General features: G+C 37.3%; 14 protein-coding genes. 6 read left to right on the forward strand and 8 right to left on the reverse strand.

The window, feature by feature from the left end:
• The 5 genes from N0B48_RS02370 to N0B48_RS02390 are packed head-to-tail and all read right to left on the reverse strand — an operon-like array spanning position 1 to position 5,970.
• Positions 1 to 771, reverse strand: coding sequence for a heme ABC transporter ATP-binding protein (locus tag N0B48_RS02370; RefSeq protein ID WP_259836467.1), 771 nt, complete (start codon positions 769 to 771; stop codon positions 1 to 3).
• A complete protein-coding gene (locus tag N0B48_RS02375; protein WP_259836470.1) occupies positions 771 to 1,811 on the reverse strand; it encodes a FecCD family ABC transporter permease in 1,041 nt (346 codons plus the stop codon). The genes N0B48_RS02370 and N0B48_RS02375 overlap by 1 nt, the downstream gene beginning before the upstream one ends.
• A complete protein-coding gene (locus tag N0B48_RS02380) occupies positions 1,795 to 2,673 on the reverse strand; it encodes a heme/hemin ABC transporter substrate-binding protein (protein WP_259836473.1) in 879 nt (292 codons plus the stop codon). Before N0B48_RS02380 ends, N0B48_RS02375 begins: the two co-directional genes overlap by 17 nt.
• 22 nt (positions 2,674 to 2,695) lie before the next feature.
• Positions 2,696 to 3,820, reverse strand: coding sequence for an HmuY family protein (locus N0B48_RS02385; protein WP_259836475.1), 1,125 nt, complete (start codon positions 3,818 to 3,820; stop codon positions 2,696 to 2,698).
• Positions 3,821 to 3,831: 11 nt separating this feature from the next.
• Positions 3,832 to 5,970: a TonB-dependent receptor plug domain-containing protein gene (locus N0B48_RS02390; RefSeq protein ID WP_259836476.1), complete on the reverse strand. Its 2,139-nt coding sequence runs from the start codon at positions 5,968 to 5,970 to the stop codon at positions 3,832 to 3,834.
• Positions 5,971 to 6,478: 508 nt separating this feature from the next.
• On the opposite strand from N0B48_RS02390, the gene N0B48_RS02395 reads away from it, so the two are divergent.
• On the forward strand, positions 6,479 to 7,291 hold the full coding sequence (locus N0B48_RS02395) for a T9SS type A sorting domain-containing protein (RefSeq protein ID WP_259836479.1): 813 nt from the start codon (positions 6,479 to 6,481) through the stop codon (positions 7,289 to 7,291).
• 198 nt (positions 7,292 to 7,489) lie between these two features.
• Entirely contained in the window at positions 7,490 to 8,788 is a 1,299-nt protein-coding gene (locus tag N0B48_RS02400; RefSeq protein ID WP_259836482.1) for a T9SS type A sorting domain-containing protein, read from the forward strand.
• 163 nt (positions 8,789 to 8,951) lie between these two features.
• On the opposite strand, the gene N0B48_RS02405 is transcribed toward N0B48_RS02400, so the two are convergent.
• From N0B48_RS02405 to N0B48_RS02415, 3 genes are all read right to left on the reverse strand, one after another.
• On the reverse strand, positions 8,952 to 9,242 hold the full coding sequence (locus N0B48_RS02405; RefSeq protein ID WP_259836484.1) for a putative quinol monooxygenase: 291 nt from the start codon (positions 9,240 to 9,242) through the stop codon (positions 8,952 to 8,954).
• An 88-nt stretch (positions 9,243 to 9,330) separates the two neighbouring features.
• Positions 9,331 to 10,218 (reverse strand): sulfite exporter TauE/SafE family protein, encoded by an 888-nt coding sequence (locus N0B48_RS02410; protein ID WP_259836487.1) that lies wholly within the window; start codon positions 10,216 to 10,218, stop codon positions 9,331 to 9,333.
• 185 nt (positions 10,219 to 10,403) lie between these two features.
• Positions 10,404 to 10,811, reverse strand: coding sequence for an RrF2 family transcriptional regulator (locus N0B48_RS02415; protein ID WP_034726378.1), 408 nt, complete (start codon positions 10,809 to 10,811; stop codon positions 10,404 to 10,406).
• 132 nt (positions 10,812 to 10,943) lie between these two features.
• On the opposite strand from N0B48_RS02415, the gene N0B48_RS02420 reads away from it, so the two are divergent.
• The 4 genes from N0B48_RS02420 (at position 10,944) to N0B48_RS02435 (ending at position 15,713) form a co-directional block, all read left to right on the forward strand.
• Positions 10,944 to 11,372, forward strand: coding sequence for a DUF4268 domain-containing protein (locus N0B48_RS02420; RefSeq protein WP_259836490.1), 429 nt, complete (start codon positions 10,944 to 10,946; stop codon positions 11,370 to 11,372).
• Positions 11,373 to 12,153: 781 nt separating this feature from the next.
• Positions 12,154 to 12,792, forward strand: coding sequence for a hypothetical protein (locus tag N0B48_RS02425; RefSeq protein ID WP_259836493.1), 639 nt, complete (start codon positions 12,154 to 12,156; stop codon positions 12,790 to 12,792).
• A gap of 149 nt (positions 12,793 to 12,941) precedes the next feature.
• Positions 12,942 to 13,760: a DUF2314 domain-containing protein gene (locus tag N0B48_RS02430; protein ID WP_259836496.1), complete on the forward strand. Its 819-nt coding sequence runs from the start codon at positions 12,942 to 12,944 to the stop codon at positions 13,758 to 13,760.
• A gap of 291 nt (positions 13,761 to 14,051) precedes the next feature.
• The gene (locus N0B48_RS02435; protein WP_259836499.1) at positions 14,052 to 15,713 is read left to right on the forward strand and encodes a T9SS type A sorting domain-containing protein; all 1,662 of its coding nucleotides are present in this window, start codon (positions 14,052 to 14,054) and stop codon (positions 15,711 to 15,713) included.
• Positions 15,714 to 15,719 lie beyond the last annotated feature (6 nt).

Here is a 15,719-nt window from a genome sequence, read left to right on the forward strand (position 1 = left end):
TTATCCAAAAATGATCATTGGGTTATTGGTAATAGGGTGTTCGCAGATGGTGCACGGGAAATTATAGGCATGACTGATATTTTCAGCTGTGAATACTTCCTGTGGCGTTCCGTATGCGGAAACCTTTCCTGATTTCATTAATAAAATTTTGTCAGCAAACTGGGCTGCAAGATTAAGATCATGCAAAACAACAATAGCGCTGTTGGCTTTTTTGGTGAATTTTTTAATCATTTCCAACGCCTTATACTGATGTTTGATGTCTAAATTATTCAGTGGCTCATCCAGAAATACCAGTTTGTGGGCAATTTCATTGTCGAGCTGTGCCATTACTCTTGAAAGATGTACACGCTGTTTTTCGCCTCCGGACAGGGTATTGTATTCTCTGTCTTTAAGATGAAAAATGTCGGTTTCATACATCATATTATTCATGGCTTCAAGATCTTCTTTTCCGGGTTGGGCATCAAAATAAGGATACCTTCCCATCATGACAACATCTTTTACTTCAAGTGGAATATCATTGCTGTTGTGCTGGGAAAATTTAGCCTTATGCTGAGACAGTTCTTTCACATCCCATTGGGTGATCTCTTTATCTTTAAATAATATTTTCTGTCTGGATTTGATCTCATTAGCCAAAACGCTCAGCAAACTTGATTTTCCAGCTCCGTTCGGGCCTACAATGGCAAGAAATTTACCGTATTCAAGAGCAACATCTATCCCGTCCAGAATATGGAAATCTTTGTGTTTATAACTGATCTGATGCGCCTTTATCATTACAGAGATTTTTTGAATTTAATTAAAATAGCAATAAAAATAGGACCTCCCATCAGTGCCGTAAGAATCCCGATCGGAAGTTCCGATGGTTCTACAATGCTTCTGCTGAACGTATCTGCCGTCAGCAGTAATATACTTCCGCATATGGCTGATAAAGGCAGGATAAATGTGTAATTCGACTTAAATAGAAGTCTTAGAATGTAAGGGACAATAAGTCCTACAAATCCTATCGTTCCTGAAAATGCTACACACGTTCCCACCATTAATGCTACAATAATAATGATCTGCTTTTTAAGCTTTTCCACATTGATTCCTAAATGCTGTGCATCTTTTTCCCCAAGCATCATGGCATTTAAAGCCTTTCCTTTGGGAAGCAAAATGATGTAAGAAATGATCAGAACTACTGCTAAAATAATATTTTTCGTCCAGGTTGCCGCTGCCAGACTCCCCAGGTTCCAGAACGTAAGGTCTCTGAGCTGCTCATCTTTTGATATATAGATCAAAAATCCAGTGATCGAGAACCCGATTGCGGTAATAGCTACTCCAGAAAGGAGCATCATAACTACATTGGTTTTTCCGCCAGCCGTAGAAATCCTGTATACGAGCATCATGGATAAAAGGGAACCGATAAATGCTGCAATACCAACTATTGAAAATTGTACGGCTTCAGGAAGATACTGTTTGAAATGTCCTCCTAAAACAATGGCAATTGCCGCCAGCAGTGTGGCTCCCGATGTAAGACCTATCAGATCTCCTGTCGCCAGAGGATTTTTAAAAAGCCCCTGCAGACCGGTTCCTGAAACTGCCAGCATGCTTCCTATTAAAATCGCCATAATGATCCTTGCTGCGCGCACATCCCAGATCACATATTTGTTGCTTAAAGATAAGCCCGGATCTCCTTTTATATATTGCCATAAAACTTTGAAGGGTGATGTTCCTTCAAAGTCGTAGACTCCTGTATTAAGCGCCAGTACTGCTATAATGACAAGCAGTACGGCGCCTATAGTTAGATAAAAGTATAGTTTACTTTGTGTTCTCAATTAAAAGTTTGTTTAATCCTACTGCTGCTTCTCCTAGTCTAGGTCCGAACCCTGAAACTAACCCTCCATCCATTGCGATGATCTTCTTATTTTTACCTGCGTTGGTTTGTGCTACGCCCGGCATTTTAAGAGCTCCTTCGTTTCCACCTGCACCTTCAAGGCCGGTTGAAAAGAAGAATAAAACGTCCGGATTAGCTTTTACTACTGCTTCCGGTGTCAAAGGTTTGAAATCTTCGAAATCGGTTACGGCATTCTGTCCGCCGGCAAGGGTGATCAGTGCATCCATTGGCGTTTTTGTTCCTGAAACCATCAGCATGTTTCCTCTTGCATAGATGAATAATACTTTCGGCTTTTTAGCGATAGGCTGGATTTGCTTTAAATCAGCATCGATTTTATCATTTAATTTCTGATACTCTGTATTTCCAACAGCTTTTGCTACATCAGCAATCAATTTTTTAGTTCCTTCTACGGTATACTCCTGCTTGAAAACCTCAACTTTAATTCCTGAAGATTTGATCTTCGTCATCAATTCAGGATTGATATCTTTTTCTGAAGCTAAAATTAAAGTCGGATTTACCGCCATGATCGGCTCAATCGTTATTGATCTTACGTGACCCAAGCCTTTAGCTGTAGCTTTTAAAGTTTCAGGATAAGTGCTTGTCACGTCTGTTCCAACGATTTCTTTTTCGTGACCCAATGCACTTACAATCTCCGTAACGCCACCGCTTAATGTAACAATTTTGTTATTGCTTTTCGGAGCTTCAGCAGAGGTTTCTGTTGTATTTTCTTTTTTTGCTCCTTCTTCTTTTTTGCATGAATAAACTGCCATCAAAATGGAAGCTGCAAGGATTATTTTTTTCATGATATACGATTTATTTGATTGATTATAAAGGTTTGTACTCGAATTGAGGGAAGCCACGTTCACCTTCTACTCCAGTATTATCTGTTTTACTTTTTGTAAGTCTTGTAAACTTCAGTTTGAAATAAAATCCATCCGAATCTTTTAGAACATAAAAACGGTCACCGTAGACTTCAAGCCCATTAGTGCCTACCGGATTTCTCCAGTTTCCTCCAATGACACGGTGGTCGTTGTAAACAAGCTTAGAATCATTTACATCTGCCTTTTTAAAATTATTGTAAGCATCAATTCCTGAGCCTGAAGTAACTACAACTTCGTAAGCCCCTACTTTGCCAACATTGTTATTATTTACAAAATCCGCATAAATATAACTTCCCGCTCCCGTAATGGTATTGGTAAATACCGTAAAGCACAGATCCCATTTATTTTTTTCAGGCTGAATGAATACCGGTTTTTTATTTTTTAAACTAACGAAACTATAATTGTAAGCTGCATTTTTAGCTACTGTTACTTCATAATAGTTACTTCCGTCAAGATCTGCTGATTTCACCTTATAACCTTCTGCGGCTCTTGTGATCTGAACTTTTTTCCATCCTCTTGCATCACCACCTGTCATTACAGATCCTACAGCTATTGAACCTGAGTAGATTTCTTTACCCATATTCACAAGATATACTGCATTCTCGGAATCTACAGCTTTAATCTCTTCTATTGCAGTAGTTCCTGTTGGGAAATCACCTTTCACATCGTCAATATAAGCGACATTGGCAGGATTAAAATTAGCAACCTGTACCTGATTTTTCAAAGCAGTCACACTAGCTTCTGTTACCTGATTCAAAGTTGTAACGTTCGGAATTTTTCCGGCAGCCATCATGATTGATGAATTGATAACCACTTTAAAATTGGCTCCCGAATAGAATGCCAAATCCCAGTCTGTTCTTTTGGTAAGAGTTTGTACAGGTCCTTTTGTACCCGGATCTATTTCACTTAAGTCAATCCAAACCTGATTGGGCTGTGCGGCCCCTCCTACAGTGGGATCTCCTATAGCACCTTGAACAGGGGCTACTGCTACAGGATCTTCATTATCATTAATACAGGATTGAAAAACAAATGAAGCACCGAATAAAAGGCAAAATATTACTTTTTTCATTCTAATTCTTATTAAAAATTATAGTTTAAACGGGCAAAATAACTTCTGCCATAGAAAAGATTCTGTTTACCAGAACCAGCATTATGACTGTCACCTGCTACAGTTGTGTTTCTGATGCTGGATACATCAAAAATATTTTTTATTCCTAAAGCCAATTCAAAATGATCCTTAAAGAATGGCTGAGAAACTGTAAAATTCATCATATTAAAATCTCCGATTTCCCCAAGAACATACTGTCCCGGATCCAGTGGATCCTGAGCATTCGCTTTATGAACATATTGTCTGCTTACGCCTGAATATTTATAATAAAGTGCAAAAAGTGTCTTGGTTTTTGGAAGGGTATAATTCGCAGCTACATTAGCTTCTACATAAAAATTAAAGTCTTCCGGAGAATTAAGTTTTCCCGTATTCAGAGATTGTGAAATTCCTAGTGTAGAAACTCCCGCGTTAAAACTCAGGTTGTCTTTTCTAACATTGACACTTCCACCAAATAACAGTGATTTATAACTGTCAATATTTAAGTAAGTATATTTAAGAGGGCTGTTGCTGACAATTACACTTTCAATTCTGTTTTTCACATCAAGATACATTCCTGAAGCGCTGACGTTGAATTTCCAGTCATTAGCATTTTTGAGGTTATAATCCCAGAACAAACCTAGAGAATATCCCGTTTCCGGTTTAAGGTTTTCATTTCCTCTGATGTCGTGGTTATTGTCCACCATATAGGTATATAGCTCATCGTAAGTAGGAAATCTGTTTGCTGATCCGAAAACCCCACGGATATCTGACTTTTCATTAAAGTTATATCTTGCGGTCATTGAATAATTGAACTGAGAGTCAAATTTATCACTCAATGCCAATCTTGCTCCGGGACGTACAGAAAAACGATCTGTCAGCTTCCATTCTGCTGATAAGAAATTAGCGTAATTGAAAATTGTTCTGCTGATATCCTCTTTTCCTGTCATTCCGAAAGTTCCTGTAGTACTGCTCGCAAAACCTTTCGTTCTGTCTAATTCATATCCTAACTGAAAATTGATTTTTTCACTATTCAGGAAATTGCTAAACATACCTCTTGAATAAAAAACTTCTGATTTGTAGTAAGTTTCTTTAACGTTTCTTGATTTTTCAGTTCTGTTTGGAACATCGTATTTATAATCCTGATATTTTCTCTCCTGACTTTGATAAGAAAAATCTCCCGTATAGTTTATTCTTGAACCCAGTTTTGTCTGAATATTAAACTGGTGAATCCATCTTTTTGTGAAATAATCTTTATCATTTGACACATATGTTCTGTTTCCTTCACCCAATATATCTACCGTTACAAGCGGATTATAAAAATTCACGGTTTCGGTAAGGAAATTAACCTTGTAGAATAAAGATGTATTGTTTTTTGCATATCGAATCGCGGCATTGGTTATCAACTGGTCTTTTGGTTGCCATTCGTAACCTCTGGATGCTTTATCCGGATCAAAGAACTTGTACCCCTGATATTTCCCTTTGTATCCCTGAAAATCGTTGTGGTTGATATCAGCCGTAATAGTCCAATTTTCCGATAATTTATATCCGATATTTAAAGACTGGACGTGACGTCCGTTACCTTTTTTAAACCAGTCATAGTCTTTCCCTACGGTTTCTTCCTGTAAACTGGCAGAAAGATTAAACTTTTTCGCATAGTTCTTTTTGGTAATAATGTTGATAACACCTGCTACAGCGTTATTTCCATATTCTACTCCCATTGATCCTTTTACAATCTCGATTCGCTCGATATTATTTACATTAAGTTTTGTAAGGTCAACCAGGTTTCCCATTCCCTGATCGCTTACAACAGGAATATTATCAATAAGAACTTTAGTATATTCTCCACTCAACCCCATGATATTAGCGTTGGAGTCTCCGCTACTTCTATCGGGTTGTATTAAGATATTAAGATTTTGATTAAGAACCTCCGCTACATTTGTAACAGCCATATTCTTGATCTGTTCCGCATTAATAACTTCTACTTTATAAATGGATTTATTAATAGACTGTTGAGTATATTGTCCCGTAACGACAACTTCTTCTATTTTCTTCTGATTAAGAGAATCTTTTTCTTGTGCGTTCATCCATAAGGCTATGGATAATGATAGAACGGAAAGCACCTTCTTCTTCATAGAGTAAAAATTTTGGCAAATATAACGCTTTATTTAGAATAGTTAAAAATAATGAAAAATATTATTTATTTTTTTGCCTTTTTATCACAAATATCACTCTACAGAAGCACCTATATAAATGTTTTTAACCAAATATTGATATTTATCATGATTTTTTTCGTTCAAAATAAAATATGATGAAAAAATAGAATTATTAATGATAAACAGACAAATTAATGGAATACGCAGGTTGGAAGTTAGCAGCAGCCTTGTAACTTACGAAAGTCTCAATAATTTAACTGATTAACTTTAGTAAAAAGGGCAATAAAATAAGCCAGGAATTAAATTTTAATTTCAAACCATTTCCCTATTCCCTCTTCCATCTCCAATACTTGCGAATAATTTTATACTGAAAAACAACCGGTTTTATGTCTACAATAATAAAATTTGAATGTTAAATTTATGATTATTTAGAACAATTAAAAATTAATACTTATTTTTGTAGAATAATTCTAAATAAAGATACGCTATGAAATTAAAACTACTTTTAGGAACATTAATGTTGACGGCTTTTACAGCGAATGCACAAGTATCATCTATCAACGAAAATTTCAGCTCTTTTACTACAGGTGCAGGTTCATTACCTCAAAAGTCATGGAGTACTTTTCTACCTCCATCGTCAAATCCTACCAACCCTAGCTGGGTTCCTATGCTTACCGTTGAGCCCGGTACTGGAAACAGCTTTGTACAGGCGTATTCATTTTTTGCCGGAAATAAATCTTTCTATCTGATTACACCACAAATTGTTGCTCCCAATGGTTCTCAAACTTTATCATTCAGTTCAGCGCTTATCGGTGGTACACCCGGAGGAACAGGAACACTTGAAGTAGGTCTGGTAGCAAGCCCTACAGACATGTCTACGTTTACTCCTGTTGGAACTCTTATCAATCTTACATCTCCTACAGATGCTACGACAAGTTTTACCGTACCCGCTTCAGCTTACCAATACATTGCATTTAAATTTACAGCCTCTACAGTTCACGTAGCCTTACGTATGGATGATGTGGTATTAACGGCTGCCGGTGCACTAGGGGTTTCCGATCATTTGAAATCAAAAGATCAAGTAAAATTTGCCGTAAATGCTGATCATACTGCTCTTGAGTTTGTTTCAGCAAAAGCACCAAAAAGTATTGAAATCTACTCTGCAGCAGGACAGAAAGCTACAGAAGGAAAACTGAACGGACAAAGATTCGATATCAGTACACTTCACACAGGAGTTTACTATATCCTTATCGAAACGGCAGAAGGTTCACTCATAAAATCTAAGTTCATCAAAAAATAAGGTTTATTAGACAGTATCCCTTTATAAAGCCGGCTGGAAGTTTTCCAGCCGGCTCTTTTTATCTCAAAAAAATCAGTATTGATCATGAAATTGTAATGAAACAAGATAAATATCATGTTTTTATTTAGAATGATTAAAAATAATTATATACTTTTGTAGAATCATTCTAAATAAGGATACCTATAAATTTTACTTGTTATGAAAACAAAATTACTTTTGACTTCTTTGTTTGCACTTTCAGTTCAACAAACCGTACTGGCACAGACCGATGCTAATGGATATACGACAGTTAACCTGTCTATGGGGAGCAGTTACCAGAACCGCGTTTTTTTCGACTTTAGCGCTAATAATATAGTATCACAGCCCGCTAATTCATGGGATGTAGCTTTTTACAGAGCTTCTGCAACTAATTTTGGAACAAGAATTAATGATGCTTATGATATCAAAGTCTATCAGGCATCTGCCAATCCAGCTGACTGGAATACCATCACAAGCAATAGCGTAGCTTCTTACGGAGCTCCTCTTTTTAATGTTGACAATACGACCTATCTTCAGGAAGGTGCTTTTGAACAGGGTTCTGCCACCTATGGATGGGGAGAATATAACTCTGGAAACCACCATGTAGAAGGGAAAGTCATCTTCATTATGCAGTACGCTTCAGGAGCATCTGTTAAATTTATGATCGAAGATTATTTTGGAGGTTACACTTTTAAATATGCAAAATGGAATGCAGGTACCTCTTCATGGGATGCCACGCAGACTAAAACGATTGCCAACGGCACTGATGATGCTTATTTCAACTATTTCTCATTCGCTACCGGTGAAAAAGTGTCCAATCTTGAGCCTGCAAAAGCGAACTGGGATCTGATGTTTACCAGATATTACACTGATTACCCTTATACAGACCCACAAGGAAACCCACAAACAATGAAATACAGAATGTCCGGGGTTATCCAAAACTCGAATATTTCAGTAGCCAAAGTGAGACCTGAAACCCAGGCAACTGCCACATCTACTATTCCGGCATCAACAGCATTCTCCGGTAATATCACGACTATCGGACATTCATGGAAGCCGACTTCAGGAGTCTATGCTGATGCAGTATATTACGTAAAACAGGGTACCGACTACTACAGAATGTATTTTACTTCAAATGAAGGTACTCAAACCGGGAATATGTATTTCAAATACAAAAAGATAACAGCCACTCTGGGTATCACAGAAGTAAGCAAAAAAGCTTCTTTCGGGATCTATCCAAACCCAACAACGGCTGACAAAAAGGTAACAGTTCTTTTTGACGTTAAAGAGAAAGCCAACAATAAAGGAAGCATCGAGGTCTATGACCTTACAGGGAAAAAAGTACATACTGCAGAACTGACCAATCAGGCAGGTTTCTACAAGCAGGATCTGAACTTATCTCACCTTACTGCAGGAAATTATTTAGTAAAAATCACTTTCGGAGGCAGTACGGAAACGAAAAAACTTATCGTAAAATAAACTCAAAATTTTAATACTTTCTATTTTTTCTAATCAAAAGGCGGTTTCAGTATCTGAGACCGCCTTTTATATGATATTTTTTAATTGAAAGATTGAAGCATTTAAAGATTAAAATCCTTCAATTTCTAAATATCCAAATTCTTAAATTTTTAAATCCTTAATATCAATAAATCTTAAACCCCTTATACACCTCCGTAGCGCTTTCCATCATTTTTGAAGCGTCTTTACGGAAATTCAGAAGATGGTCCTGACCAAGATGCCTGCTATGGTGCTCAACGCTTTCCCACAGCTCGATCAGAAAGAAAGTTCCTTTGTTATCTTTATCCTCGATAAGGTCGTATTGAAGACATCCTTCCTCTTTCCTCGTCTCTTTTACCAGATTTTGAAAAAGCTCTACAGCGTCCATCAGATAGTTTTCATTAAACTTAAAAAGCGCTACTATATGTAAATTCATGTTCTATTATTTAATGGTGTAAAAGTAGAATATTTTCAAAACGAAAAATGTTTTTGAAGCATTTATTTTTCTACAAATATCACTTGGATTAATTAAAAACTGATTTATAAATAGTTATGGAACTCATTACAATCACAAGGATTCCAATGACTATGAACATTTTTTTCACAGGAAGCTTTGCAGTAAGCATGGCAGAAAAAGGAGCCGTGATAATTCCCCCTATTAAAAGTCCCAGGATAATATTCCAGTGCTGGATTCCCAGAGTCAGAAAGAAAGTGATGGCAGCCGTTATGGTCAGTATAAATTTAGCTACAGTAGAACTTCCCACTGCGAATCTCGGTGTGAATGCATTTTTGATCAGGGTTCCGGTCACCAATGGTCCCCAACCTCCGCCTGCAAATGAATCTATAAATCCACCAATGATCCCAAGTCTTGTAAGATTTGTCTTTCTTTTCATCGCCCGGTTTTGCTTCTCTTTAAAGGCATTGGACAGAATCTGAATTCCCAGATAAAGGGTATAGAAAGCGATAATGGTCTTGGTAATTTTGGCATAATATTCTCCCAGATACGTAAGGCTTACTGCTCCGACAATGGCACCGATGACCGCCGGAATCGCTAACTTTTTAACCAGACTTTTGCTTACATTTTTGAGTTTGATATGGCTTAAACTTCCCGCAGCCGTCGTAAAACTTTCCGCGGAATGGATGCTCGCACTGACAATATGAGGAGGAATATTAAGAAACAGAAGAGTTGTTGTACAGATCACGCCATAACCCATCCCCATGGATCCGGCTACAATTTCTGCCAGAACCCCTACCAGAAGCATCCAGTAGAAAATATAATGGTCCTTAGCTAAAATATTCAGCAGCTCATCCATATACCCCATTTCGTACATGGATAAAACGGCGATCAGCAGTACTGCAGCTGTAACAAAGAATACATTAAGTCTTATCTGAATTTTTCTTGAGATTATCATATTAAATATCATTGCAGCCCTGCTCTACCCTTTCAGTTCTACAAATCTTTCCGTTCGTAGAAACTTTTAAAACCTGCACAGAAGCAGTTTTTAGTGTGATTGGGTTATTTGGGCTACTGCAAATATCAAATAAAAATATTATCCTACCAAAAAAGTAGACTAATTATTCAAAAAAAAGGACCGGGTTAGTCAACCAGATCCATTAAAGTTTTTTTCTCGAGAATATTCAGTGATGCGTCCCGGACTTCAATAAGTACGTCATGCAGTCCGCAGTGGTCTTCGTTGCAGTCTTCACATTTTTCATAGAAATTCAGACTGACACAGGGAAGCATGGCAATAGGGCCATTCACCAGCCGGATAATCTTAGCCAGTTTCACATTTTCAGGATTTTCTCTCAGGAAGTATCCTCCTCCCTTTCCTTTTTTACTGTCAAGGATATCTGCTTTTTTTAATTCCAGCAGAATATTTTCTAAAAACTTTAAAGGGATCTTCTTACGTTCCGCAATTTCGGAAATAAGGACCGGGCCATCATTCCTTTTTTCTACAAGGTACGAAAGCGCTTTAAAAGCATATTGAGATTTTTTTGAAAGCATTACAGCAAAAATAAGAAAATAGTTTGAATTATATAAATGGAGAATGATGATCATAAAAAGTTAAATTCTCCAATTGATACATTAGCCTTCATAACGTTGTCCTTTTCCCATTAAATTCTTAAGTTTGTTCACATGTTCAGTAAACAAGAAGCACAACAGTTAAAAAAGGAGTTTTGGACGGCTTTTGGAAAGTCTTTTCCCAGAAAATGGCTCCTTTATGATACGAAGATCAAGGATATGTCCTTTAAATTTAATGCCGATAATAAAAAAGCAGAAGTTTCATTGGATATCGAAATGAAGGATGAAATCTTCAGGAATGCTTATTATGAGAAGATCTGGTCTTTGGAAGATATTTTGAAAGATTTTATAGGAGACTTTCAAAAAGAGGAATTTTTCACCCTTGACAATGGAAAAGTGATCAGTAAAATCTGGATTGAAAAACAAGGTGTTTCCGTGTTCAATAAAAATACGTGGCAGGAAATTTTTGAGTTTTTCTGGGAGAAAATGGATGGTTTTGAAAGGTTTTACTATGAATACGAGGACTTTATAAAAGATGTTTAATTTAAATAAAAGTATCAAACAGGCATAAAGAAACCAAATTTTATCTTTTTAATAAAACTAATAAAAATATTAGACCTCAATGTCTGTCTGAATGTACATTTAATCATGAAGAAATGCAGATTTTAGAACAATATAAGCTCTTTTTTGTAGACCATCCCTTCACTTTTCCCGGTGACAAGACGGTTAATATGAAAACAGCCATACATCGTGTGGACCTTGATTTCCTGGGGTGTTTTCCGCTATGGAGAACGGTAATCCCGAGACGCCATATATCTATGCTTCAGAGATGGAAATGGCATACCCGGACTTCTTATCAAAAAATCCTTATTATAAAAATTCAGATATAATTCTTTAATTCTCTGATTTTAAATATATTTGAACTTACAAAAACCCACTCCATGAAAACTGAATACAGAGACGAGAATTTCAGGCTCGTAGACAGCATCCATTCTTATGGTAAAAAATACAAATGGTACGTCATCCAGACCACCAGAATAAAACCCTAATATCCCCATACGGCGGATACTGATTCCGCTAAAGATAGCTGTACCCTACACTATTAACGAATTTCTATCACAACTGTACATATAATTGGCTTAACTCTTCAGGAACAGTAGTTCTGGGAAAAATTATGCGTGAAATTGCATAAAATTCCTAAAGCCAACTTAACCAATGCCAGATAATTCTATCTAAAGGCAGTGGGATTTCAGGATGTGCAAGATATTCACTATTTCTATGGACACAAACACAATGATAACACAACCTACAATAAACGACTAACATGAAAAAAGTATACAAAAACATTTTTGGAGAAGTTATTTCAAAAGCCAAAGCTGAAAAATTAGACGATTATCACTTATATTATTATGAAAAAGAGTCTGAGGTACTCAAAGAGATCGAGTTTCTCGCTGAAGATGAAATATATAGCATCAATTATTACATGAGCCCCGATGAAGAGGAGGCACAGATTGTGAACTATCTTAAAGAAAAATCCGACCTTTTTGATATTGAGCAAAGAGAATCTGCGGGAGACTTCATCATTGCCACCAACAAAATGTATTCGCTGGCCGTAGATGAAAATCCTTTGGTTTCAAAGACCGTTTTTTATCACAATGATCCTGAAAATTTTATCTGTTCTCAAATCTTTGATAATGAAACCCTTCAACCGGTACCTGAAAGAACAACGAAGTGCTGGTATGCTTCTGATGAAAACGGCGAAAAATATGCAGCCATTGAATTCAGTTACCAGGAAGACGGGAAATTGGAGCTTGCAATAGATAAAACACCCAATCCTGATAACGATGAGGAATGGGAACATTATGAATACGCTACGTTTAAAAATCTGCAGAACAGAATCGATGCGGATATAAGTTATTATAAGACAGCTGCCCTCCTTCCAAAAATGGCAGAAAAAGAATAAAATACATTAAAATTTTACCTAAAAAAAAACCAAATATTAGTTTATATTTTTCGTAATATAGTGAAATAAAACATGCCGGGTTTAAGAGTGATTCAGAACACTTTTGAACCCGGCATCACTATCAACTGCTAACTTATCAACCAATCACAATGGAAGAGAATTCGTTTGTATTTACCGATGGGAAGGATCCTAAAATGATCGAAGCGTATGAAAAAGCAAGAGAAACTTTTAAATATTTCTGGCGGGAGCAATCCTGGGAAAACAGAAGAATTATACCGGGCCTTGATCTTGCCTGCGTGAAGGCATCATTCAGCCAGGAAGATTCTGAAACCGGAGAAATTACCGTGGAACATATGTGGATCAATGAAATAGATTTTGACGGCGACACCGTAAGCGGTTTCCTGATCAATGAACCCAACGATCTTACGAATATACAGGCCGGAGATTATTTTGAAATTCCTCTGAATAAGATCAGCGACTGGTTGTTTGCCATTACCCCTGCAGCAAAGAAACCGAAAGGGCTTTCCAAACTGTTTTCCTCATCTGAAAATCCTTTACCGAAAACTTACGGCGGATTTACGATTCATAAAATGCGTGCCGATATGCCGGAAGATGAAAGAAGGGAGCATGATAATGCCTGGCAGCTTGATTTCGGCGATTTCAACGAGATACTGGTCGTGAATGAACAGAAGGAAAAGCCAGAAAACCTGACAGAGCATCCAATGAGTAAAAATATGGAGGGTGAATTCGTAAAATTTCTACAGGAATATCCTGACGAACTCACTAATACAGATGACAACGGCCTTACTTTGCTTCATAAAGAGACGATTGCCGGAAATTTAACTTCTGTAAAAATCACCCTGGAAGCCGGAGCTGACAAAAATATAAAATCGAAAAATGGAAAAACAGCCCTGGATTATGCACAACAACTGAATTGGGAGCACATTATTCCGGTTTTACAGGGATAAAAAATATTTTACCTGAGAATAATATATATAAAAGAGAAGCTTCGGTTTCTCTTTTTTTTGCTCCGTACTTGATTTTTGCTGATTATGTTTTCTTCAACAATCCTCAAATTTCATCACGAACGATTATAATGCGTCATGTTTTGTCGCTATGTGAGGATATCTTTACCTCATCAAAACTAAAGGTGATAAAATTCACATTAAATCTCATTAAAGAGATTTGCCTGCGTGTTAAAAAACGTTAAATTTGCGGCGATATTTAAAAAACTAAAATTAACTAAAAAACACAAATAGATGAAGATATTCTATTCCGGTGCATTGATCTTATGCACTCTTCTGGGGCTTTCTGCCCAGGAAGTATTGTGGCAGAAAGACATTAAGTCTTCTACACAGAATTTTCTAAGCCAGGTTACGGCAACCATTGATCAGCAATATCTTATTTCGGGAAGCTCGATTCATCCTTCGACAAGCTCAGGATCCAGCCAGACGCCAGCATCTAATAGCCAAAAGCAAAACAATGGTTACGATTTTCACTTAATCAAACTCAATCAGCAAGGTGAGCAGGTCTGGGAAAAATATTTCTCAGGGCAGAACCATGACTACCTCTCAGCTTCTGTAGCTACTCAGGAAGGAGGATTTCTTCTGTCCGGAACCTCTTATTCCGGAAAAGGACTCGATAAAAAAGAAGATTCAAAAGGCGGATCTGATATCTGGCTGATCAGAATCAATGAATTCGGAGATGAGCTTTGGCAAAAAACACTGGGAAGCTCTTCTGATGAGGAAGCCAGGTCAGTTATTCAAACTACGGATCTTGGATTTTTTGTAGCTGGAAACAGACAAAGTTCCCTTCCCTTCGACTACGCTCAGGGTAAACTGCCTCAGGGAACTAGCGGGTACGGTTCAAAAGATGTTTGGATTTCCAGATTGGATAAAAATGGGAAGGTTCTTTCTGAAACTATTTTGGGAGGAAAAGGTCTGGACGAAGTGGAAAAAATGATTCCTACGAGAGATGGTGGAGCATTGTTGGGAATTTACTCGAGGAGTTCCGAGATCCGGGTTTCAGGTTCTACAGATAAGTCGTCTGCAACAACCCCGCATCCCGTATCCCGAACTGCTAAATCTACAGAAAACTTCGGCGAGGGAGATTACTGGATTGTCAAGCTCGACAAAACCGGAAAAGTAGAATGGGAAAAGAATTTTGGAGGAAAAGGCGATGATCATATCAGAACATTGGCATTAACATCAGCTGGATATGTAATCGGTGGAGAATCCAGATCTGAAAGGTCAGGAAATAAAACGGTAGGGATTGAGGAAGGAACAGATTTATGGCTTATTTCTTTAAACGAAAGAGGTGATGAGATCTGGCAGAAATCCTTCAATTTCAAGAATAGAGATATTCTGATGGGAATGAGTGTCCTCCATTCAGCAGATGACAAATCTTCAAAAGGGATTCTTTTAGGAGGTTATACTCAGGCAGAAGGAAGGATTCAATCAGATGACGAAACATTCTGGATGCTGTATCTAAATCAGGATGGCCATGAAGAGTGGAGAAAATATGTAACAGGAGACAAGAGACAAAGAGAGGAGAGACTTTCAGATATTAAGTTAAACAGAGACGGTTCCATCATTCTTGCCGGAACGAGCGCTGAAGAACTTGGAAAAGAGAACTGGAAAATTATGAAGCTTGGAGACAGCCAGATTAATAAGCTGATTGAAAAACAGGATATCAAGATCTATCCGAATCCTGTTTCAGATTATGCTTACGTGGAAATAGGCTTTGACTTTAAAGAAGCGGATATTATGCTGTATGATATGGGTGGAAGACAGTTGCAGAACTTGAAAACTAAAAATAAAGTGACGAAGATTAATACTCAGAATTTGATTCAGGGGGCTTACTTGGTGACGATAAAAACAGATACGAATAAATCGGCGAACGCTAAACTTATTAAGAAATAAACAAAG

The sequence above is a fragment of the Chryseobacterium herbae genome, from assembly GCF_025154075.1.
Classification (GTDB): Bacteria; Bacteroidota; Bacteroidia; order Flavobacteriales; family Weeksellaceae; genus Chryseobacterium; species Chryseobacterium herbae.